Genomic DNA, 21,904 nt, shown 5'->3' with positions numbered 1-21,904 from the left:
CAGGGAGCAAGCTCATGGTCTGGACTACGCATACCGTCTTTAACCAACCCAAGCCCTTGGGGAACAGCAACCTTTTCCTGTCCGATACGCCGCTGCGTGAAGCGTTGCAGCGCGAGTTGGCGGGTTGGGATAGCGATGTTCTGGCCTCGCTTGGGCAACAGTTAGGTACACAGGAGTCACTGGAGTTGGGGCGGCTGGCCAATACCAACCCACCGGAGTTGCTGCGCTATGACGCCACCGGGCAACGCCTGGACGACGTGCGCTTTCATCCTGCCTGGCACATCCTGATGCAGGGGTTGGTCGCTAACCGGGTGCATAACCTCCCGTGGCAGGAAGATGCCCGTATTGGCTCCTTGGTGGCCCGTGCCGCCCGCTTTGTGTTGCATGCTCAGGTGGAGGCCGGCACGCTCTGCCCAATCACCATGACCTTTGGTGCTATCCCACTGCTACAGCGTTCCCTGCCAAAAGAGTATCAATCCTGGTTATCCCCGTTACTTTCCGATCGTTATGATCCTCATCTGCTGCCCGGTGCGCAAAAGCGCGGGCTGTTGATCGGCATGGGGATGACGGAAAAGCAGGGCGGCTCGGACGTGCTGAGCAATACCACCACCGCCGCACCGCTCGCTAGTCGAGGCAATGGAGAGGCCTATCGCCTGGTGGGCCATAAATGGTTCTTTTCGGTGCCGCAAAGCGATGCCCATCTGATATTGGCACAGGCGGAGGGAGGGCTTTCCTGTTTCTTCCTGCCTCGGCTCCTGCCTGACGGCACGCGCAATGCCATCCGCCTGGAGAGGCTTAAAGACAAGCTGGGCAACCGTTCCAATGCCAGTAGCGAAGCCGAGTTTCAGGACGCAACGGCCTGGTTACTGGGTGATGAAGGGGATGGCGTCAGGCAAATCCTCAAGATGGGGGGGATGACCCGTTTCGATTGCGCTTTGGGTAGCCATGGGCTGATGCGCCGCGGCCTTTCGGTGGCGCTGTACCATGCTCTGCAACGGCAGGCGTTTGGTAAATGCCTTATTGAACAGCCGTTGATGCGGCAGGTATTGGCCCGTATGGCATTACGGCTTGAGGGGCATACCGCTTTGCTGCTCCGTTTGGCACGAGCCTGGGAAAGCCGGGGAGATGAAGGCGAAGTGGTCTACAGCCGCTTACTGACCCCGGCGGCAAAATACAGTATCTGTCATCAAGGTGCGCCATTTATCGGAGAAGCCATGGAAGTGCTGGGAGGGATCGGCTATTGCGAAGACAGCGAGCTGCCGCGTCTGTATCGAGAAGCACCGGTAAACAGCATTTGGGAAGGCTCGGGCAACATCATGTGCCTGGACGTGATGCGCAGCCTGCATAAGTTGCCTGGTGCGTTGGAGTTGCTGCAGCAGGAACTGTTGCCGGTGCGTGGGCAGAATCGGTTGTTCGATCGCGCCTGGCGGCAATGGCAACAGCGTATGCGCCAGCCGCGTGAAGAAATGGGGCGCTTGTTAGCCCAGCAGTTATTCGATCTGTGCTGTGCCGCCCAACTGCTGCAGCATGCCAGCCCGCCAATTGGGGAAGCCTGGTGCCACTTAACACTGGATTATCGTGGAGATAGAGTGCTGCCTGAGAGCGTGTGTGACACCTTGCTTAACCGGGCAATCGGTGCTTAATTCCGCCCCCTCCAGGTGAGAGGCATATCACGGCTACCGATAAAGTATCGCCTGTGAATACCACTGGCCCGGCACGATGGTTTCGCTGTTCATGATGATCATGTAATAGCGTGCCCCGCTGGCGTTAGCTTTGCGCTGGATCTCGGCTTCCACGTTCATCGGGCTGCCATGCACCAGCGCGCTGATCGTTCCCATCTTCTCCAACTCGGTGGTTTGGGCACGAGTGATCTCCTGTGCCTGAGCGGTAGGCGGCGGTGGGGGCTTGGGCGTGGTTTTAAATACGCTGCATCCAGACAGCAAGCTAAACAGTAATAGGGTGATCAAGGGACGAGAAAGAGTCATGGCTGGCCTCATTACTATTTAGCATAGAGTAGAATGGGTTGAACTAAGGTTTCGGGCCGATTTTTGCCATCATAGTGAAGATTAGCCACAGGGGGAATACATGATCGAGATCCATGATGAGCGGGTGGGTGACATTGCGGTGATCCATGCGGTACCGGCCGGGCGCTACGAGCAGCCGTTACCCACGATCTTTTTCTATCACGGCTATACCTCATCGAAAGAGGTGTACGCCTATTTTGCCTATGCGCTGGCCAAGGTCGGTTTCCGGGTGGTGCTGCCCGATTGTGCGATGCACGGTGAGCGGTTTGATGGTGATGAAGCACGGCGGCTGGCGCATTTCTGGGAAATCCTCAAAAGTAACGTCGATGAGTTACCTGCACTCAAAACGCACTTTGAGCAGCGTTGGCTAATTGCCGGGGATCGCATTGGCGTAGCGGGCGCTTCTATGGGGGGGATGACCACTTTGGGGGCCTTTACCCGTTATCCTTGGGTGAAAGCGGCCGCCAGCCTGATGGGATCGGGCTACTTTACCTCTCTGGCGCAGACGCTGTATCCGCCATTGGATGCGCAGGGCCAGCCGCTGGATCCGTCCGCGCTCAAGGCACGTCTTGCGCCCTTGGTCTCTTACGAGGTTGAACAGCATTGGGAGAGTTTTGCCGGGCGGCCGTTGCTGTTATGGCATGGTGAAACCGATGATGTGGTGCCAGCGGAGCAGAGTGAGCGCTTGGCCGGTGAGTTACGCCAGCGCGGCCTGGATCGGAGGTTGACCTATCTCACTGAAGCGGAAGTACGCCATCGCATTACTCCTGGCGCGTTGAACGCTACCGCTGCCTTTTTCCGGGATTCACTGTAAAAAGCCCCCGAGGGAGGGGGCAAGGCATGGCTGTTACTGATTGACCGCCTCTTGGTGCGGCTGGGTTCCCTGGTGCTGCATTTTCGGTTAGCGATAAAGCTCGGCGCTGACGTGGATAGACGCGGTGCTGCCTGGCTCATGTAGCGCAACAATCCGGTAAGCGCTGGCGCCGCGTTGATCGGCAATCTTGTTGATTTGTGATGTCGCGTCATCGGGCGAAACCACTTCCTGAGTCAGGCTGACGAAGCCAATACTTTGCCGTTCTGCGGCCTGGTGTGCGGTGATTTCAGTGGCGGCCATGGCGTTGGCGGAAAGCAGCAACGCGATAGCGGTGGCGATGGTGATACGTTTCATAGGTGCCTCTCTTAACTCTTTGCTACAGCGGCGTGTCACTTGGCCCGCCCCCGATATACTGCCCATTAAGCAAAAAGTTATTTATCAGTATTGAATAACTGCAACCCTTTATCGCTGCGCTTTCTGCGGCGGATAATTTAACTTTAGTCCGATAGTCAGGATTAAAAAGGGGGAGATTTTGATGGCCTTATTCAAAAAAAATGATAATGATTTCCAGTGGGCAGATGATTTCGTTGAAGGATTTTTAAAACCTAGGGATCGGCATACATCGCTTTCTCTGCCAGCAAATCGTGCTATTTCTCGTGGCCTTACGTATAAACCTCAATAAATCCTACTCAGTCCTTGAGTTCCCCCCCTTGCGCCGGTATGATTACGCGTCATTTTTCAGCCGCACACATACACACGTTCCTTGCTTCCATGGGCCGCGGTTGACCCTGACAGGAGGCTGAATAATCCGTAAGGAGCAATTCGATGCGTCATTACGAAATCGTTTTTATGGTCCATCCTGACCAAAGCGAACAGGTTCCGGGCATGATCGAGCGTTACAGTGCTACCATCACTAACGCGCAAGGTCAGATTCACCGTCTGGAAGACTGGGGCCGCCGTCAACTGGCTTACCCGATCAATAAACTGCACAAAGCCCACTACGTTCTGCTGAACGTTGAAGCTCCGCAGGAAGCGATCGATGAGCTGGAAACTAACTTCCGCTTCAACGACGCCGTTATCCGTAGCATGGTTATGCGCGTTAAGCACGCGGTAACTGAAGCATCTCCGATGGTTAAAGCGAAAGACGAACGTCGTGGCGATCGCCGCGAAGACTTCGCTAACGAAACCGCAGATGATGCAGATGCTGGGGATTCTGAAGAGTAATTGCTGTCGTGACGGCTAATCGTCTGGTGTTGTCTGGCACAGTGTGCAAGACGCCGGTGCGAAAAGTGAGTCCTTCCGGAATACCCCACTGCCAGTTTGTGCTTGAGCACCGATCGTCGCAGATGGAAGCCGGATTCAGCAGGCAAGCATGGTGCCGAATGCCCGTGGTTGTCAGCGGACAACAGTCACAAGCTTTAACTCAAAGATTAACGGTCGGCAGTCAGGTTACCGTTCAAGGCTTCGTTAGCTGCCATCAAGGGCGCAACGGGCTGAACAAATTGGTCCTGCATGCCGAGCAGATTGAATTGATAGATTCTGGAGACTAGCCAAATGGCACGTTATTTCCGTCGTCGCAAGTTCTGCCGTTTCACCGCGGAAGGCGTTCAAGAGATTGACTATAAAGACATCGCTACGCTGAAAAACTACATCACTGAAAGTGGTAAAATTGTCCCGAGCCGTATCACCGGTACTCGTGCAAAATATCAGCGCCAGCTGGCCCGTGCTATCAAGCGCGCGCGCTACCTGTCTTTGTTGCCGTACACTGATCGTCATCAGTAATCGGCCACTGTCCATTAACGACTTTGAGAGGATAAGGTAATGCAAGTTATTCTGCTTGATAAAGTAGCAAACCTGGGCAGCCTGGGTGATCAGGTTAACGTTAAAGCGGGTTATGCCCGTAACTTCCTGGTACCACAGGGCAAAGCTGTTCCTGCTACCAAGAAAAACGTAGAGTTCTTCGAAGCACGCCGTGCTGAACTGGAAGCCAAACTGGCTGACGTTCTGGCTGCTGCTGAAGCTCGCGCAACCAAGATCAACGAACTGGGTTCAGTCACCATCGCGTCTAAATCAGGCGACGAAGGTAAACTGTTCGGCTCTATCGGCACCCGCGACATCGCTGACGCAGTTACTGCGGCAGGCGTTGAAGTTGCCAAGAGCGAAGTTCGTCTGCCGAACGGCGTTCTGCGTACCACTGGTGAGCACGAAGTGCACTTCCAGGTACACAGCGACGTGTTCGCACAGCTGAATGTAGTTGTGGTTGCTGAAGCTTAATCGGCTTTAGTACACCAAGTTAAAACGCCAGCCTAGTGCTGGCGTTTTGCTTTTCAGCGCCGGGTAAAACGCGCTACTCTGAGGCCATCTGTTGGCAAGGAGAGGCGAAAATGGCAGAAATTATCTTGCAGCGAGTCTACGATTTCAGCGGCCCGGCACCGGAGCACTGCTATCTGACCGACCGGCTATGGCCGCGCGGTGTGAGCAAGGAGAGATTGCAGGGCGTCATCTGGCTCAAGCAGGTAGCACCGGATACGGCGTTACGCCAGTGGTTTCATCAGCATACCGACCAGTGGGATGAGTTTGTTGCGCTTTATCGCCAACAACTGGTCGCCAATGAGGCCTGGCAGCCGCTGGTGGCGTTGTTAAAGCAAGGTGAGCCGTTGACCCTGCTGTATGGCAGCAAGGACACACAGCACAACCAGGGGGTTGTACTGCGTGATTTTCTGCTGGATCAGCTTAAAGATTAGCGAACGCGCAGGTAGCTGCCATCGCTCTGGCGGCGGAACAGGGCTTCACTGTTATCCACGGTGGTGACTGAGAGCGCGGTGATCACGCCGTTAGCATTACGTTCGATCCGCACTTCTTGCCCGGCCTTCAGATTGCTGAGCGGCTTATCGTTCCCCTCAACCCGCGCCATGGCAAACACCTCGTTCACCGGCAGGTTGTTGTCACGGAATAGCTGCGCCAGAGTTTGGCCAGCCTGGATCTGATAGCGCTGCCAGTTATCGCTTTCGCCTGTCGTTTGCTGGCTATCGTTTTGCAACTGAGCCTGCAAAGGGATCTGGTTTTCCTGGCTGGTGACCGGGAACGGACGCGCGTTATCGTCGGAATACGGCCAAAGCAGCGACAGCAGCAGGATAGCACCAAAAATAATCACCCAACGGCGGTGAAAATAGGGTAGCGGTTCCATCCAGTGGAGGCTGTCCGGCAGGTGCCATATTTTCAGCAGCAATGCTTTCAGCCTTTGCCCCTTACCGCTCTGTTGTGGCGGTGGTGAGTCCGGCTCATCGGTGGTTGCTGGCGTTTCCGGGCCAGGCTTCAGGCGCTGGCTCAGGTTCAGCCAGGTGCGCAGCAATGGCTGGTAAACACGGGTGGTTTTCCTTCTCCTGGGCGCGATTCTGCCCATGGTGACCTCTCTTCAACTGCGTAAATTTGTCACTTTACAAAAAGTGTATCGCTGACCCCAGTATACCCTATGGTTTCAAACCACAGTGCACTTGTGCACCTTTAGGGCCGAATAGTCTCTGTACTGCGCCACTTCGATGCCAGCCTTGAGCCATACCGGGTCTATATCGCTAACTGTTTGAAGCGATTGGTAGCCGAGAGAATAATGACACCAAACGTTAACAGCAGGTTATTGTTTCTTTTTCTACGACAAAAGTCATCATTCTCCACACAAGATTTTACCCGGCTTTGCCGCGCTGTTATGCTGCGCTTTCGACTTTTTACAGACTAAAGGAAAACCCCATGACAACCCCTTCTTTTGATAGCGTTGAAGCGCAAGCAAGTTACGGGATTGGTTTACAGGTCGGTCAGCAACTGCAAGAGTCCGGTCTGCAAGGTTTACAACCAGAAGCTCTGCTGGCTGGCCTGCGTGACGCGCTGGAAGGGAATGCCCCGGCGGTTCCGGTAGATGTGGTTCATCGTGCGCTGCGCGAAATCCACGAACGTGCGGATGCTGTACGCCTTGAGCGCCAGCAGGCGATGGCCGTTGAAGGCCAGAAGTTCCTGGAAGATAACGCCAAGCGTGATGAAGTGACGCTGACCGAGTCTGGCCTGCAGTTCTCCGTGCTGGAGCAGGGCAATGGCCCAATCCCATCTCGTCAGGATCGCGTGCGTGTGCATTACACCGGCCGCCTGATCAACGGTGATGTGTTCGATAGCTCCGTTGAACGTGGTCAACCTGCCGAGTTCCCGGTCAGCGGCGTGATCCCAGGCTGGATCGAAGCCCTGACGCTGATGCCGGTTGGCTCCAAGTGGCAGCTATATATCCCTCACAACCTGGCCTATGGCGAGCGTGGTGCAGGCGCATCCATCCCGCCATTCAGCGCGCTGGTGTTTGACGTTGAGTTGCTCGAAATTCTGTAATCCGCGTTATGTTCCCTCTCCCTTTGGGAGAGGGTTAGGGTGAGGGGGCTATTTGCCGCTCAGTGCGCGTGGGAACAGCAGGTTGTTCTCCAGATGGATATGCTCCATCAGATCGCTGATAAACGTATTGATACCGTTGTACAGCGCCTGCCAGGTATTGCAGGCCCCTTCCGGTGGCGTGACGTTGTTGGTGAGGAATTTCACCACTTCCAACTGTTCGCCAGCCTCATCATGTTCATGCTCCATCACCGAAATCGGCCCTGCCGCCTGTTGCCCCATGCCCTGTTTAATCAGCGGAAACAGGATCTGTTCCTCCTTCATCATGTGATTTTCCAGATCGAGCCGGATCAGGTTTAGCTGCTTGGCCAGCCCGCGTGGGCAGGTGGGCTTGTCGCCGTGGACGCGTTCAACCTTTTCCGCCATCAATACCAGTTCTGACAGCTGTTCACGATGGCGTTGGTGGAAGCGTGGCAGGATGTAATCGATGATCTCAGCCAGCGGAGCCAGGCGCCAATCGCGGGTATCCACGGGGTCTGCCGCCAGCGCGGCCAGCTCACTTTCCAACTTATCCAGATCCAGTTCTTTGCGGCTGGCAGCGCGCTCCAGGGTTTGTTTCCCCCCACAGCAGAAGTCCAAATCGTAGTCGCGGAACAGCTTGCTGGCTCGTGGGATTGCGATGGCGAGTGCGCCAAGGGATTGGTTACGGTAATCCATGATGATGCCCCTTTAAAGGAAGAAATCTATAACATGTATTTTAAATGCAATTTAAAGGGTGCGCCATGGTTAAAAAGGGGTAGAACCAAAAAGGCGCGCCGTAACGCGCCTAACGCTCAATTACTTGGCTTGTAGGTCGATCTTATACAACTCAAAGCCGATACTGTCGTTACCCACTGACTTCATCGGGTACTGCGCGTTATCTTTAATAAATGCACCAGCCTTGTCGCTAGGGGAGGTCTCAAAGCGGATATCCAACGGCTGCGTGCTGTGGAAGTTGGCCAAACGCCAGTTATTGTCCGCCTGTGGATGCACCGCACCGTGCTTCAGGGTTTCTTCGCTGATGTAGGCCGCCAATACCGCGCGGTTCTCATCCGGTGAAGCAAAGGCAATATGCTTATCGCCCGTTCCGGCAAACTTGCCTCCGTAGGCGCGGTAGTTGTTGGTCGCAACAAGGAACTGGGCGTCAGGATCGATCGGCTTGCCTTTGAAGGTCAGCTGCTTGATACGCTCCGCCTGGCCATTGATCAGCGTACACTCTCCGTCGTAACGTGCCGGTTGGCTGACGTCGATCTGATAATTGACGCCGTCGATCACGTCGAAATTATAGGTGCGGAAACCGTCCCAATTGATCAGCCCCTGCGGTTTGCTGCTGTTAACGTCAATTTGGTTGAACTGCCCGGCGGAGCATTCCAGCCACTCTTTGACTTCCTTACCGCTGGCTTTGACCACCACCAAGGTATTGGGATAGAGATAGAGATCGGCGGCATTGCGGAAGGTGAGCTGGCCTTTTTCCACCTCGACAAAGCTGGCGGGATCGTTCTTGCGTCCACCCACTTTGAACGGTGCAGCAGCGGCCAATACCGGCAGATCGGCCAGATCCGGATCGCCTTGAATATAACGCTCAACGTAGGCTCTTTGCGCATTGTTGACGATCTGCACGGTAGGGTCGTCCTGGATCAGGGCCAGATAGCTGTACATATTGCCGTCGGACTTGCCGATAGGCTTGCTGACGAACTCACGCGTTCCGTTATGATCTTCCTCTAACACCTTGACCAGCGCGGGATCTTCCGCTGCCAACGAACGCTTGTTCTCTTTGTCATAAACCGGTCTGGCCTGCGCCTTCGCTGCGGTAACCTTCCAATTTCCCCCATCGTTGTTCAATTGCAGATCAACGATGCCGAGATGATCGCCCCATTGGCCGGGCATCACCGCAGGTATGCCGTTCAGCAGGCCTTTATCGATATCCGCGCCTTTGATATTGGCGAAGTCCTTGCTGGGGAACACTGCGTGCGCATGGCCGAACATGATGGCGTCGATGCCTGGAACCTGGCTGAGGTAGTACACCGAGTTTTCCGCCATGGCCTTATAGGGGTCGCTGGAAAGGCCAGAGTGAGGGATCGCGACGACCAGATCGGCCCCTTGTTTGCGCATTTCCGGTACGTAGCGTTTGGCGGTTTCGGTGATGTCGTTTACGGTTACTTTCCCCTGCAGGTTGGCTTTGTCCCACACCAGGATCTGCGGCGGCACAAAGCCGATATAGCCGATACGTAAAGTATGAGCTTTGCCATCACGGTCTTTTACCGGGGTATCGACAATAATGTAGGGAGTGAACAACGGTTTTTGCGTGGTGGCATCAATAACGTTGGCGTTGACGTAGGGGAATTTGGCACCCGCCAGGGCATTCTTCAGATAGTCGAGCCCGTAGTTGAACTCGTGGTTACCGATATTGCCCACCACATAATCCAGGGTATTCATCGCCTTGTAGACCGGGTGCATGTCGCCGGGTTTCAAGCCCTTGGCAGCCATATAGTCAGCCATTGGGCTACCCTGGATGATGTCACCGTTATCGACCAGTACGCTGTTGGCCACCTGCTGGCGAGCGTGTTGGATCAGGCTGGCGGTACGCACCAGGCCGAATTTATCGGTGGGCTTATCCTTGTAATAGTCGAAGTCCATCATATTGCCGTGCAGGTCGCTGGTTTCCAGCACGCGCAGGTCAACTGTGGCTGCCTGCGTTGAGGCGCAGACCAGCAGGGCCAGGGCAGATAGTCCCAAAGGGCGCTTGATCATGGTTATCTCCATTGGATTATTCTTCGAGGGGTATCTCAAAGGGGTATGTAATTACCACTACCTCTCTCAGCAAACTGTGAAGTCTGGCATAAATTGGCCGAATGTAACCTACCGATATGCAAAGTTGTGACAGAGAAGACTTGAATAAATACCGCAGCTTAGCGAGTTGAGATGGATATTCCGCCAAAAAAAAACTAGGCTGCAAGCTATAGAAAGGGGAAATGTCCCACGCAACTGAATGTCTGAGGTGCACTATGTTGGAGCAGATTTGCCAGCTGTCCCGCGAGGCGGGTACGGCGATCATGGCGGTATATCATGGTGAACAACCGCTTGATGTGGCACAGAAAAAAGATGATTCACCGGTGACCGCCGCGGATTTGGCCGCGCACCATATTATCAAACGAGGTCTGGCGGCACTGACGCCGGAGATCCCACTGCTGTCAGAGGAAGACCCTCCCGCCTGGGAAATCCGCCGCAACTGGACGCGTTACTGGCTGGTCGATCCGCTGGACGGTACCAAAGAGTTTTTAAACCGTAACGGTGAGTTCACGGTCAATATCGCGTTGATCGAAGAGGGTGAGGCGGTAATGGGCGTGGTCTATGCCCCGGCGATGGACGTGCTGTATCTGGCCGAACGCGGCAAGGCCTGGAAGGAAGAAGGGGGCCGACGTCGTGAGATTAGCGTCAGTAATGCCGAGCTACCTTTGGTGGTGGTCAGCCGCTCACATAGCGATGAGGAATTACAGGATTACCTGCAACAGTTGGGCGAACACCAAACCATCTCGGTGGGGTCATCACTGAAGTTCTGCCTGGTGGCGGAAGGGCGGGCGCAGCTTTACCCACGGTTTGGGCCAACCAATATCTGGGATACGGCGGCAGGGCACGCGGTAGCGGTAGCAGCCGGGGCTCAGATCCACGATTGGCAGGGCAAGCCGCTGTTATATACCCCGCGTGAGTCTTTCCTGAACCCTGGCTTTAGGGTTTCTCTGTTCTAGGCAGCGTCCCGCTCATTGCCGTGCGGGACGTCGTTTAAGCGCTATTTCAGCAATTGGTGCAGCATCTCCATCACCTGCTGCACCTCTTGCGGCGTCAGTGCGCCATCTTTGGCAAACTGGATCTTGCCTTCTTTATCGAGCACCACAATTGCCGAACCTTTTGGTTGCAGGTCCCAAGCTTTTTTGACGTTGCCATTACTGTCGACAATGAACTGTGACCAAGGGAACTCTTTCTTGCTGTCTTCAATACTGTTACGCACAAAGATGGCGGTACCGATGATGGCATCGTCGGTATTGACGATGGTCGTCGTTTGGTAACGATCGTGCGGTAGCTTGGCGGTCTTGATGGCTTCAATCAGCGGATCGTTGAGCTCTTTGGCCGAAGTGCGGCCAGCAATATGCTGCACCACTCGCACTTTTCCACCAAGCTGCGCGCTATTCCAACCTTTGTAGCTAAACTTATTATCAACATAGTCCAACTCGCCTTTATCGCTGACGCCAATCGGTGCCACGCGCTGGTGGAGTTGAAGGTTGTGAGCAGAGGCCAACATCGGGGCCAACAGCAGCGATATTATCAGCATGCTATTTTTCATGCGTTCTCCTGCAGAGGGAAATAAGTCTCAATATGACTCAAGGTGATTAAAGCATAGGTGCTCATCCGAGGTCTGTCCTGTTAACCGGATCGCAGTTTTTCCTTCTGGGGGTAATCACGCGGTTTTTGAATGGATATACTGCAAAGGTTATAAATAGGTATACACAATTCTGTCAGTAAGTGTAAATCCAGGATAGAAATCCAGGCGGAGTTGAACGAAATGGTCTTTACTCAGTCTACTAGAAAGCAATCAAGTTGCGCTCCAAATGTCGAGGTGGCCACTTTGGCCGCTCGCTGAGCGCATGGATCCAACGGGAGGAGAGTAACAACTATGAGAATCTTCCAGCGTTATAACCCACTGAAAGTGGCTACGTATGTAAAAACCCTGTTCCGGGGGCGGCTGTACATCAAGGATGTGGGGGCGTTCGAATTCGACAAGGGGAAAATCCTGTTGCCGAAGGTTCGTGACAAGCGCCACTTCAACGTGATGTCCGAGGTCAACCGGCAGGTGTTGTTGCTACAGGCCGAAATGGGCTAAAGCGCAATCTATGGAGTACCCTGCAAAGAAAAGTAACTGCGGCCCCGAAGGGGCCGCTAATGTTTATGCCTGAGGTGTTTCGTCGGGGGCTTTTGGTAGCACCGTGATCGGTTTGTCGACCAGCCTGGTGACCAATAGCTGATCAATTTTGTAGCTGTCGATATCGACCACTTCAAACTTGTAGCCGGCATATTTCACAAAGTCGGTGCGTTTCGGGATTTTGCGCAGCATGTACATCATGAAGCCGCCGATGGTTTCATAGTTGCCAGCCTGTGGGAACTCATCGATATGCAGCACACGCATCACGTCTTCGATTGGCGTCCCGCCTTCAATCAGCCACGAGTTCTCATCACGCGTCACGATCTGCTCTTCCTGACCTTGGCCTACCAGGTCACCCATCAGCGTGGTCATCACATCGTTCAGCGTAATAATCCCGACCACCAAAGCATATTCATTGAGGATCACCGCAAAGTCTTCACCGGCGGTTTTAAAGCTTTCCAGCGCTTCTGACAGGGTCAAGGTATCTGGCACGATCAGCGCCGAGCGGATCTGCACGCCGCTGCTCAGTACCAGGCTCTGGTTGCCTAAAACGCGGTTCAGCAGGTCTTTAGAGTCAACATAGCCAACGACCTGATCGATATGGCCGTCGCACACCAGGAACTTGGAATGCGGATGAGTGGAGATCTTTTCTTTAATACTGTCTTCGCTTTCGCGCAGGTCGAAGTAAATCACGCTTTCGCGGGACGTCATCGAAGAGGGCACGGTGCGCGATTCCAACTCGAAGACGTTTTCAATCAGCTCATGTTCCTGTTTGCGCAGTACCCCGGCCAGCGCGCCGGCTTCCACCACCGCGTAAATATCTTCGGAGGTGATGTCGTCTTTACGCATCATCGGCAGTTTGAACATGCGGAAAATCAGGTTGGCCATGCCGTTGAAGAACCAGACCAGCGGGCGGAACAGCATGATCGAGAAACGCATCGGGTTGATGATCCGGACGGCAACCGTCTCTGGTGCAATCATACCGATGCGCTTCGGCGTTAAATCCGCGAACAGGATGAACATACTGGTCACCAGCACGAACGAGCACATAAAGCTGATTTGCTCGGAAAGTTCGGGTGACAGGAAGCGGTCGAAAAGCACTTTGAAGCTGGGGGAGAAGGCTGCATCGCCGACGATACCGCCGAGGATGGCCACGGCGTTGAGGCCGATTTGCACCACGGTAAAGAAGATACCTGGGGTTTCCTGCAGCTTTAGGACTCTGGCGGCATTGATGTTGCCTTCGTCAGCCATCAGTTTGAGTTTGATCTTGCGTGACGCGGCCAGAGAGATTTCTGAAAGCGAGAAAAACGCACTCACTGCGATCAGAAAAAGAATCAGTAAAATACTGTTTAACATAGTCTATCCATTCGTACCGACGGGATGTCGGCGATCTTTCGGAGGGGTAATACCGTTTAATAAAGGTGGATCCAAGGGCCGTTATATCACGCGCCCACAAAAGCGGGCCGCAAACGCGGCCCAACACAGTATAGCAGTTGCCCCGTGAGGGCCGCCAGTGGTTAAAAATTAACAGCTTAACCCTGTGGAGGCAGGCACACCCCAATGCCGCCCAGGCCACAATAGCCGCCCGGATTCTTATGCAGGTATTGCTGGTGGTCATCTTCTGCATAGTAGAAAGGCAGTGCCGGTGCGATTTCGGTGGTGATGGTGCGCTGATCGCCAGCTTTATCCATTGCCTGCTGGAAAGCTTGCAGGCTTTGCTCCGCTTCGGCCTGTTGTTCTGCATCCAGGTAGTAAATAGCAGAGCGGTATTGGGTGCCGATATCTCCGCCCTGACGCATGCCCTGCGCAGGATCGTGGTTTTCCCAGAATACCTGTAACAACTTGCGGTAGCTGATGACCTGCGGGTCAAACACTACGCGTACTACTTCGGCATGACCAGTCTGGCCGCTGCATACCTCGCGATAGGTTGGATTTGGCGTATAGCCACCGCTATAGCCTGCGGCAGTGCTATAAATCCCCGGCTGCTGCCAAAACAGGCGTTCAACGCCCCAAAAGCAGCCCATGCCAAAGATGGCCGTTGCCATCCCCTCGGGCACCAAGGTCATGGAATGGCCGGTCACCTCGTTAAGCGTAGCGACGGGCATCGGCGTAGTACGGCCAGGAAGCGCACTCGCCTTATCGATGTTTTGAGACTTATCAAAAGATTGCACCACGTTTGACTCCTGTTGCCATAATAAGAATTAGCCTAATAGGAACGCGTGTCAGTTGTAACTGGCCGCTTCTTTGCCCACAATAAGCCCTATCTAAGGTTTATGTATCAGCTTAACGCAGTATTTTGAGCGCCAAAAGCTAAGAATGCGTCTTGTTTTCGGTAACGGTCGATGCCGTATGGGCAACGTCTGGGATCTAAAGGTAAGGGGGGCAGTCTGATAGCACTGCCCCAGCACCAGAGCAAAGGTACTGACAGGATAGAAAATCAATTAAGGAGCACCAGTGCCACGATATCGTGTCCTTTGCGTGTTATGTGCGCTATTCGTTATGCCGTCGGTGTTAGCGGCGAATGTGCGGCTGCAGGTTGACGGCCTGAGTGGGGATTTGGAGCGCAACGTTCGTGTGCGCCTTTCAGCGATCACGCCGGAAGAGGTCAATGCCGAGGGGCGTTTTCGCGCTCGGGTGGACGCTGCCATCCGCCTGGGGCTGCGGCCGTTGGGCTATTATCAGCCTACGATTGAATTTACCTTTGATGATAACCCGAAGCTTTCGCGGCCGGTATTGATCGCCAAGGTCGATCCGGGTGAACCGGTGCGTATTGCAGGTGTGGATATCCAACTGCAAGGCGGGGCCAGAACCGACGAAGATTACCTGAATCTGGTCAGAACCGATCGGCCAACGATTGGTGAGATCCTCAACCATGGCCAGTTCGACAGTTTTAAAAGTTCGCTGACCAACCTGGCGCTGCGTAAAGGCTATTTTGATGCTCAAATGCTCAAGAGCCAGCTTGGCGTGGCGGAAGAGTTGCATAAGGCATTCTGGGACATAGATTTCGACAGCGGTGAGCGCTATCACTTCGGCAAAGTGATTTTCAAGGGCTCGCAAATCCGCGAGGACTATCTGCAAAACTTGGTGCCCTTCCATCAGGGAGATTATTACAGTTCGAACGATCTTGCCGAACTTAACCGCCGTTTATCCGCCACCAACTGGTTCAACTCGGTGGTGGTGTCCCCAGACTTTACCGACTCGAAAGAGAGCAAGATCCTGCCGTTAGATGCGGTGGTGACGCCACGTAGCAGCAATATCGTGGAGCTAGGCGGTGGTTTTTCTACCGACATTGGTCCACGGGTGCTAGGAACCTGGAGAAAGCCCTGGCTGAACGATCGCGGCCATAGCCTGATAACCGCCGCCAGTATCTCTCAGCCGGAGCAGCAGCTGGATCTGACCTATAGAATCCCATTGCTGCGCAACCCACTAGAACAGTTTTACCTGTTACAGGGCGGTTTCAAACGTACCGATCTGAACGACACTCAATCTGACAGTACCAAGGTCGTGGCTTCGCGTAACTGGGATCTCTCCAGCGGCTGGCAGCATGCGGTGAACCTCAGTTGGCGTCTGGACCACTTTACCCAGGGTTCCGTCACCAATACCACCATGCTGCTTTATCCTGGGGTGACCGTGAATCGAACCCGTTCACGGGGAGGCCTGATGCCCGTGTGGGGCGACAGCCAGCGCTATTCCATCGACGTTTCGGATACTACCTGGGGCTCCGGGGTGGACTTTGCGCTATTGCAGGCACAAAACGTCTGGATCCGTAGTTTGGGGGAGAAAAACCGCTTTGTGGTCCGTGGTCAGGTTGGCTGGATCGAAACCAACGATTTTGACAAAGTGCCGCCGGATTTGCGCTTCTTCGCCGGTGGCGATCGCAGTATCCGTGGTTATAAATTCCAGAGCATTTCCCCGCGTGGAGATGATGGCAAGCTGACCGGTGCCTCTAAAATGGTGACGGGTTCGCTGGAGTACCAATATAACGTCACTGGCCGCTGGTGGGGGGCGATGTTTGTGGATTCCGGGCAGGCGGTCAATAAATTCTCAGACAGCAATTTCAAGACCGGTGCGGGCGTTGGCGTGCGCTGGCAATCGCCGGTAGGGCCGGTGAAACTGGATATCGCCGCGCCGGTTGGGGATCAAGAAACCCACGGCCTACAGTTTTATATCGGTTTGGGGCCTGAACTATGAGCCTGATAAAAAAGATTTGTCTGGGATTTTTGATCCTGCTGTTGCTGCTGATCGGCACGTTGGCGTTTCTGCTTGGCACCACGACCGGCTTGCATATGGTGATCAACGGGGCTGCCCGCTGGGTACCTGGGTTGGAAATTGCGGCGGTCAGTGGTGGCTGGCGCGATCTGACCCTGAAAGGCGTGAAGTATCAGATGCCGGGTGTGGCAGTTAACGCCGGGCAGTTCCATCTCTCGCTCGATCTCTCCTGCTTTAAACGCAGTTCATTGTGCGTCAATGCGCTGACCGCTCAGGATGTTGATGTGGTGGTGAAAACCGCCGAAATGACGCCTTCTGCGCCGGTTGAGGAAAGCAACGAGCCGATCGGCGATCTCAGCACACCTTATCCTATTACCCTGCGCAAGCTGGCGTTGAATAACGTCAAGGTCACCGTGGACGATACGGCGATATCGCTGGGGGAATTCAGCACTGGCGCACAGTGGCAGGAACGTGCGTTGACGTTGATGCCAACTACGGTCCGCGCTTTGCTGGTCGCGTTGCCAAAAACGCCGGTCAATCCTTTGCCGGAAGCGCTGCAACCCGCCGCGGAGAAAGTGGCAGACAAGGTAGCAGAGAAAACGACGGTTGCGCCAGCATTGGTGCCACCGCCAGCGGAAGAGAAACCGTTGGGTGAAACCCTGAAAGCGCTGTTTGCCAAACCGCTGCTGCCGGACCTGCCAGAAATTCGCCTGCCGTTGGATATTAGCGTTGAGGAAATCAACGGCGAGCAGCTACATCTGACCGGGGACACTGAGGTGTCGATCACCCGCTTGCAGCTGCAGGCCAGCACCAAAGATCAGCATATTCAGCTGGATCGCTTTGACGTGAGATCGCCGCAGGGCATGCTTTTCGCCAAAGGGCAGGCAACGCTGACCGGCAATTGGCCGGTGGAAATGGTGGCCAACAGCACGCTGAATATCGATCCGCTGAAAGGCGAGAAGGTGAAGCTGAATGTGTCTGGTGGGCTGCGTGAAGAGCTGAAAGTAGCGCTTAACCTGTCTGGCCCCGTTGGTGCGCAGCTGGATGTGCAAACCCAGTTGGCAGAGGCGGGTTTACCCTTGGCGCTGACGCTGCAAAGCAAACAGCTGAAATGGCCGCTGACCGGCGAGGCACAGTATCAGGTTAATGATTTCCGCCTGCGCTTTAACGGCAAGGCCGCGGATTATGCGCTCTCTACCCGCGCCAATTTCAAAGGCCAGGATTTGCCACCGGCAGTGCTACAGCTGGATGGTAAAGGTAATCTTGAACAGTTCAGACTCGAGCGCCTACGGTTGGTTGCGCTGGAGGGGAATACCGATCTGACGGCGCTGGTGGACTGGAGTAAAGCGATCAGCTGGACGTCGCAACTGACGCTGTCGGGCATTAATACCGCCAAGCAATGGCCGGAATGGCCAGCGCGCTTGGAAGGGAAAATCACCACCCGTGGCAGCCTGCACGGCGGCAGTTGGCAATTACAGGTGCCGGTGTTGCAGCTCGACGGCAATGTGAAACAAAACAAGGTATCGGCGCGCGGTTCCCTGCGTGGCAATGCGGCCGGGCAATGGACGATCCCGGGCATCGATCTGGCGTTGGGGCGCAATACGCTCAACGTTAAAGGCCAGTTGGATGAGAAAAGCTGGGTGCTGGATGCCAATGTTGATGCAGCGCATCTCGACGGTGCTTTACCAGGCCTTGCTGGGAATGTCCGCGGGCAGTTGAAGCTGCGCGGGAATTTGCAGGCACCGCAGCTGTTGGCTGACCTGACCGCGACGGGCTTGCAATGGCAGGCGCTGCACATCAATCGGGTGAAGGTCAACGGCGATGTCCGTTCCAGCGATCAGATCCAGGGGCAGCTGGCGGTACGGGTTGAACAGCTCAAACAGGATGCGCTGCAGGTCAATCTGTTGACGTTGGATGCCAGAGGCAGCGAGCGCCAACATCGGCTGCAAGTGAATATCGACGGTAAGCCGGTTTCCGGGCAATTGGCCCTGGAGGGCAGCTTTGATCGTCAGCAACAGCGCTGGCGAGGCAACCTGAACAACACTCGTTTTGATACACCGGTGGGTGAATGGCGTCTTAGCCGTGCCATCGCGTTGGATTACCTGAATACGCAACAGAAGATCAGCGTAGGACCGCATTGCTGGGTGAACCCGAATGCCGAGCTGTGCGTACCTAGAACCATCGAGGCAGGGGCCAGCGGCCAGGCTAGCGTAGTACTCAACCGCTTCGATCTGGCAATGATCAAACCGTTCCTGGGGCCGGATACCGCCATGAACGGGGTCTTTACTGGCCGAGCTGACGTCAGTTGGCAACCGGGGGGCGCATTGCCACAGGCGAAGGTTTCCCTGGTGGGCAAGGGGGTGAAAGTGGTGCAGCAGGTGCAGGGTGCCGCATTGCCGATCGCCTTTGACACGCTAAACCTCAATGCTGGCCTGAACAATGGCCGGGCACAGGCAGACTGGCTGATCAAGCTGACCAATAACGGGCAGTTTAACGGTAACGTTCAGATCGCCGATCCGCAGGTACGTCGTACCATCAGCGGCAATGTCAATATCACCAATGTGTCGTTGGCGCTGCTTAACCCGATACTGACGCAGGGCGAGAAAGCCGCGGGGATGCTGAATGCCAACCTGCAATTAGGCGGCAATGCGCAGAACCCGCTGGTGTTTGGCCGTCTGGCGCTGGATAAGGTGGCGATCGTTGGCCACTGGATGCCGTTCGATATGACCGAAGGCCGCCTGGCGCTCAACTTCAACGGGATGACTTCGACCCTGGAAGGATTGCTGGCGACCACGCATGGGCAGCTCAATCTGTCTGGGGATGCCGACTGGCGGGATATCAATGCCTGGCGTGCACGTATTGCAGCCAAGGGCGATCGGCTGCGGGTGACCCTGCCGCCAATGGTCCGTATTGATGTTTCACCAGATGTGGTGTTCGAAGCCACACCGCAGCTGTTCTCACTCAACGGTAGCGTAGGTATCCCTTGGGCGCGCATCACGGTGCAGGAGCTACCAGAAAGCGCCGTCGGGGTTTCTCCTGATGAAGTGATGTTGAATAACCAGCTCAAGCCGATCCAACCGGCGACGGCAGGGATCCCAATCAACAGCAATCTGACGATCCGCGTGGGTAACGACGTGCGTCTGGATGCGTTCGGCCTGAAAGCCAGACTGCGTGGCGATCTGCGTGTGGCACAGGACCAGAATGGTCTGGGGGTGCATGGCCAGATTAATATTCCATCGGGGCGTTTCCATGCTTATGGCCAGGATCTGATCGTGCGTAAAGGCCAACTGCTCTTCTCTGGGCCACCGGATCAACCGCTGCTGAATATCGAGGCGATCCGTAATCCGGATGCTACGGAGAATGACGTGACCGCCGGTGTTCGCGTGACCGGCATGGCCGATGCCCCGAGGCTGGAAGTGTTCTCCGATCCGGCGATGTCTCAGCAAGAAGCGCTGTCCTACCTGCTGCGCGGTCAGGGATTAGGGGCTGGCGGCGCCGACGGCAACGCCATGACCTCAATGTTAATTGGTATGGGGGTTGCACAAAGTGGTCAACTTGTGGGTAAAATCGGCGAGGCGTTTGGCGTAAGTAATCTGGCCCTTGATACCGAGGGAGTTGGCGACAGCTCTCAGGTAGTGGTGAGCGGCTATGTCCTCCCTGGCTTACAAGTAAAATATGGGGTGGGGATCTTCGACTCATTGGCCACGCTGACGTTGCGATACCGCCTGATGCCTAGGTTGTATCTGGAAGCGGTGTCTGGTCTCGACCAGGCACTGGATGTGCTCTATCAGTTTGAGTTTTAGCTATGCGAATAATTGTCTACGGCAGTTTACGACGCAAACAGGGAAACAGCCATTGGATGACCAACGCCCAATGGTTGGGTGAACATGAGTTAGAAGGCTACCAGCTTTATAATCTGGGGCACTACCCGGCGGCGATCCCTGGAGAGGGCACGGTACACTGCGAAGTGTATCGTATTAACTCATCGATTCTGGCCGAGCTGGACGAGTTGAAAAGCAATACCAAAGACTACAAGCGCGAGCTGATCCGCACGCCTTATGGCAGTGCGTGGATCTACCTGTATAGACACAGCGTGGACGGTTTTCCGCGGATTGAAAGCGGTGACTGGCTCAAGCGTCTTGACGAAAAGCAGTAAAAAAAACACCGCTCATCTGGGCGGTGTTTTTTTATCAGTTCGGGCGAGAATTACTTCTTGGCGCGCTCGAAAGAGGCAACGATCTCAGCTTTGGCTGCGGCAGCGTCTGCCCAACCATCCACTTTTACCCATTTGCCTTTTTCCAGATCTTTGTAGTGTTCAAAGAAGTGGGTGATCTGCGCTTTCAGCAGTTCTGGCAGGTCGTTCACATCTTTAATGTGATCGTACTCTTTGGTCAGTTTGCTGTGCGGTACGGCAACCAGTTTCGCATCTTCACCGGCTTCGTCGGTCATTTTCAGCACGCCAACTGGGCGGCAGCGGATCACTGAGCCTGGTTGCAGTGGGTATGGAGTTGGCACCAACACGTCTACCGGGTCACCATCCAGTGACAGGGTGTGGTTGATGTAACCGTAGTTGCACGGATAGAACATCGCCGTAGACATGAAACGGTCAACGAACAGCGAGCCGGTTTCCTTGTCGATTTCGTATTTGATTGGATCGGCGTTAGCCGGGATTTCGATAACTACGTAGATGTCTTCTGGCAGGTCTTTGCCAGCAGGGACCAGGTTCAAGCTCATGTCGGTTTCCTTTAATCAAACCAGAAATGGAGTGGCGGCTATTATAGCCAAAACGTCCTCAAAGTACTCCCATTTTTCGGGGCATGAAGCGGCACCAGCGCTGCAAGACATATTGGATGTCTGGCTTTTATAACCTCTTGCATCGTGCTACGCTGTATATACACAGTAATGACAATTGTAGGCTGGATATGACACAGACAACTCTGAATTTACGCATCGACACCGAACTGAAAACTGACTTTTTGGAGGCAGCAAAAGCGATGGATCGTAATGGTTCGCAGCTCATTCGTGACTTCATGCGTGAGACGGTTCAGCGCCAACATGATATATGGTTCCGTGATCAGGTACAGGCTGGAATTGCCCAGGCAAATCGTGGCGAAGTTCTTTCAGGAGAGTCCGTCGAAGCCTCTGCAGTAGCCTGGCGTGAGGCGGCAGCGAAGAAACTGGCGGGTAGCTGATGGAAATTGTTTGGACGCAATTAGCCAGCGAGGACAGGCGCAAAATCCGGGAGTACATTGCTGAAAACAACCTGCGTGCTGCCATTGAGCTAGACGAGCGGATCGGCTCAATGGCAAACAGCCTGGCCGAGCATCCGTTGAAGGGGCGTGAGGGCCGTGTTAAAGAAACAAGAGAACTGGTTATCCATCCTCACTTCATTGAGGTTTATCGTGTCGTCAATGAATGGGAGAGGATTGAGATCATCCGCGTACTTCATACCGCGCAGCAATGGCCTTAGCCGCACAAATATCTTGCTGATTGTCTTAGCACTTTCAGAATAATCCCCTAAGCAGTGAAGTTTCCTTCCCT

At 54.7% G+C, this 21,904-nt stretch carries 25 protein-coding genes; 16 read left to right on the top strand and 9 right to left on the bottom strand.

Annotated elements, in window-relative coordinates:
• Positions 1-14 precede the first annotated feature (14 nt).
• On the top strand, positions 15-1,643 hold the full coding sequence (locus ACX9GU_RS24545; protein ID WP_473193205.1) for an isovaleryl-CoA dehydrogenase: 1,629 nt from the start codon (positions 15-17) through the stop codon (positions 1,641-1,643).
• Positions 1,644-1,676: 33 nt separating this feature from the next.
• Here ACX9GU_RS24545 and bsmA read toward each other — a convergent pair whose 3' ends face one another.
• Complete coding sequence (bsmA, locus tag ACX9GU_RS24540) at positions 1,677-1,985, bottom strand: biofilm peroxide resistance protein BsmA (protein WP_179248724.1); 309 nt, start codon at positions 1,983-1,985, stop codon at positions 1,677-1,679.
• A gap of 100 nt (positions 1,986-2,085) precedes the next feature.
• On the opposite strand from bsmA, the gene yjfP reads away from it, so the two are divergent.
• On the top strand, positions 2,086-2,838 hold the full coding sequence (gene yjfP, locus ACX9GU_RS24535; RefSeq protein ID WP_473193204.1) for an esterase: 753 nt from the start codon (positions 2,086-2,088) through the stop codon (positions 2,836-2,838).
• Positions 2,839-2,925: 87 nt separating this feature from the next.
• Here yjfP and ACX9GU_RS24530 read toward each other — a convergent pair whose 3' ends face one another.
• Entirely contained in the window at positions 2,926-3,192 is a 267-nt protein-coding gene (locus tag ACX9GU_RS24530) for a YdgH/BhsA/McbA family protein (RefSeq protein WP_065684089.1), read from the bottom strand.
• 181 nt (positions 3,193-3,373) lie between these two features.
• On the opposite strand from ACX9GU_RS24530, the gene ACX9GU_RS24525 reads away from it, so the two are divergent.
• The 6 genes from ACX9GU_RS24525 to ACX9GU_RS24500 all read left to right on the top strand — a co-directional run bounded on the left by ACX9GU_RS24525 (position 3,374) and on the right by ACX9GU_RS24500 (position 5,582).
• Positions 3,374-3,520 carry a hypothetical protein gene (locus ACX9GU_RS24525; protein ID WP_473193203.1) on the top strand — a complete coding sequence of 49 codons (147 nt, stop codon included), beginning with the start codon at positions 3,374-3,376 and terminating at the stop codon, positions 3,518-3,520.
• A gap of 143 nt (positions 3,521-3,663) precedes the next feature.
• Positions 3,664-4,062 (top strand): 30S ribosomal protein S6, encoded by a 399-nt coding sequence (gene rpsF / locus ACX9GU_RS24520; protein WP_004933634.1) that lies wholly within the window; start codon positions 3,664-3,666, stop codon positions 4,060-4,062.
• A gap of 8 nt (positions 4,063-4,070) precedes the next feature.
• The gene (priB, locus tag ACX9GU_RS24515) at positions 4,071-4,388 is read left to right on the top strand and encodes a primosomal replication protein N (RefSeq protein ID WP_065684090.1); all 318 of its coding nucleotides are present in this window, start codon (positions 4,071-4,073) and stop codon (positions 4,386-4,388) included.
• Between the two features lie 4 nt (positions 4,389-4,392).
• Positions 4,393-4,620 (top strand): 30S ribosomal protein S18, encoded by a 228-nt coding sequence (rpsR, locus tag ACX9GU_RS24510; protein WP_000135199.1) that lies wholly within the window; start codon positions 4,393-4,395, stop codon positions 4,618-4,620.
• A 39-nt stretch (positions 4,621-4,659) separates the two neighbouring features.
• Positions 4,660-5,112, top strand: a complete 453-nt coding sequence (gene rplI / locus ACX9GU_RS24505) for a 50S ribosomal protein L9 (protein WP_004933629.1) — start codon at positions 4,660-4,662, stop codon at positions 5,110-5,112.
• A 110-nt stretch (positions 5,113-5,222) separates the two neighbouring features.
• The gene (locus ACX9GU_RS24500) at positions 5,223-5,582 is read left to right on the top strand and encodes a DUF488 domain-containing protein (RefSeq protein ID WP_021807544.1); all 360 of its coding nucleotides are present in this window, start codon (positions 5,223-5,225) and stop codon (positions 5,580-5,582) included.
• On the opposite strand, the gene ACX9GU_RS24495 is transcribed toward ACX9GU_RS24500, so the two are convergent.
• Entirely contained in the window at positions 5,579-6,241 is a 663-nt protein-coding gene (locus ACX9GU_RS24495) for an OapA family protein (protein WP_473193202.1), read from the bottom strand. The genes ACX9GU_RS24500 and ACX9GU_RS24495 overlap by 4 nt on opposite strands.
• A 341-nt stretch (positions 6,242-6,582) precedes the next feature.
• Between ACX9GU_RS24495 and ACX9GU_RS24490 the strand changes: the two genes are divergently transcribed.
• Positions 6,583-7,203 (top strand): peptidylprolyl isomerase, encoded by a 621-nt coding sequence (locus ACX9GU_RS24490; RefSeq protein ID WP_021179017.1) that lies wholly within the window; start codon positions 6,583-6,585, stop codon positions 7,201-7,203.
• A gap of 48 nt (positions 7,204-7,251) precedes the next feature.
• Here ACX9GU_RS24490 and ytfE read toward each other — a convergent pair whose 3' ends face one another.
• Complete coding sequence (ytfE, locus tag ACX9GU_RS24485; RefSeq protein WP_021807542.1) at positions 7,252-7,917, bottom strand: iron-sulfur cluster repair protein YtfE; 666 nt, start codon at positions 7,915-7,917, stop codon at positions 7,252-7,254.
• A gap of 120 nt (positions 7,918-8,037) precedes the next feature.
• Positions 8,038-9,990, bottom strand: a complete 1,953-nt coding sequence (locus ACX9GU_RS24480; protein ID WP_473193201.1) for a bifunctional 2',3'-cyclic-nucleotide 2'-phosphodiesterase/3'-nucleotidase — start codon at positions 9,988-9,990, stop codon at positions 8,038-8,040.
• A 254-nt stretch (positions 9,991-10,244) separates the two neighbouring features.
• On the opposite strand from ACX9GU_RS24480, the gene cysQ reads away from it, so the two are divergent.
• Complete coding sequence (gene cysQ / locus ACX9GU_RS24475) at positions 10,245-10,985, top strand: 3'(2'),5'-bisphosphate nucleotidase CysQ (RefSeq protein ID WP_021807539.1); 741 nt, start codon at positions 10,245-10,247, stop codon at positions 10,983-10,985.
• Between the two features lie 41 nt (positions 10,986-11,026).
• Here cysQ and ACX9GU_RS24470 read toward each other — a convergent pair whose 3' ends face one another.
• Positions 11,027-11,578: a YtfJ family protein gene (locus tag ACX9GU_RS24470; RefSeq protein WP_024483351.1), complete on the bottom strand. Its 552-nt coding sequence runs from the start codon at positions 11,576-11,578 to the stop codon at positions 11,027-11,029.
• 330 nt (positions 11,579-11,908) lie between these two features.
• Here ACX9GU_RS24470 and ACX9GU_RS24465 point away from each other — a divergent pair, with 330 nt between their 5' ends.
• On the top strand, positions 11,909-12,115 hold the full coding sequence (locus tag ACX9GU_RS24465; RefSeq protein WP_021179022.1) for a DUF1107 domain-containing protein: 207 nt from the start codon (positions 11,909-11,911) through the stop codon (positions 12,113-12,115).
• 63 nt (positions 12,116-12,178) lie between these two features.
• Here the strand turns inward: ACX9GU_RS24465 and paeA are convergent, their stop codons facing one another.
• Complete coding sequence (paeA, locus tag ACX9GU_RS24460) at positions 12,179-13,510, bottom strand: polyamine export protein PaeA (protein ID WP_473193200.1); 1,332 nt, start codon at positions 13,508-13,510, stop codon at positions 12,179-12,181.
• Positions 13,511-13,686: 176 nt separating this feature from the next.
• A complete protein-coding gene (gene msrA / locus ACX9GU_RS24455; protein ID WP_473195236.1) occupies positions 13,687-14,325 on the bottom strand; it encodes a peptide-methionine (S)-S-oxide reductase MsrA in 639 nt (212 codons plus the stop codon).
• Between the two features lie 283 nt (positions 14,326-14,608).
• On the opposite strand from msrA, the gene tamA reads away from it, so the two are divergent.
• From tamA to ACX9GU_RS24440, 3 genes are read left to right on the top strand one after another with little or no spacing between them, the layout of a single operon-like run.
• Positions 14,609-16,345: an autotransporter assembly complex protein TamA gene (gene tamA, locus ACX9GU_RS24450; RefSeq protein ID WP_473193199.1), complete on the top strand. Its 1,737-nt coding sequence runs from the start codon at positions 14,609-14,611 to the stop codon at positions 16,343-16,345.
• Entirely contained in the window at positions 16,342-20,166 is a 3,825-nt protein-coding gene (gene tamB, locus ACX9GU_RS24445; protein ID WP_473193198.1) for an autotransporter assembly complex protein TamB, read from the top strand. Before tamA ends, tamB begins: the two co-directional genes overlap by 4 nt.
• 2 nt (positions 20,167-20,168) lie before the next feature.
• Entirely contained in the window at positions 20,169-20,519 is a 351-nt protein-coding gene (locus ACX9GU_RS24440) for a gamma-glutamylcyclotransferase family protein (protein WP_024483355.1), read from the top strand.
• Between the two features lie 50 nt (positions 20,520-20,569).
• Here the strand turns inward: ACX9GU_RS24440 and ppa are convergent, their stop codons facing one another.
• Positions 20,570-21,097, bottom strand: a complete 528-nt coding sequence (gene ppa, locus ACX9GU_RS24435) for an inorganic diphosphatase (protein ID WP_024483356.1) — start codon at positions 21,095-21,097, stop codon at positions 20,570-20,572.
• A gap of 188 nt (positions 21,098-21,285) precedes the next feature.
• Between ppa and ACX9GU_RS24430 the strand changes: the two genes are divergently transcribed.
• Both ACX9GU_RS24430 and ACX9GU_RS24425 read left to right on the top strand, forming a co-directional pair.
• Positions 21,286-21,555, top strand: a complete 270-nt coding sequence (locus ACX9GU_RS24430) for a CopG family ribbon-helix-helix protein (protein WP_059201942.1) — start codon at positions 21,286-21,288, stop codon at positions 21,553-21,555.
• A complete protein-coding gene (locus tag ACX9GU_RS24425; RefSeq protein WP_059199538.1) occupies positions 21,552-21,833 on the top strand; it encodes a type II toxin-antitoxin system RelE/ParE family toxin in 282 nt (93 codons plus the stop codon). Before ACX9GU_RS24430 ends, ACX9GU_RS24425 begins: the two co-directional genes overlap by 4 nt.
• Positions 21,834-21,904 lie beyond the last annotated feature (71 nt).

Source organism: Serratia sp. K1WW1, assembly GCF_055790865.1.
The sequence above is the reverse complement of the archived record's forward strand: the minus strand, read 5'-3'. Positions and strand labels throughout refer to the sequence as shown.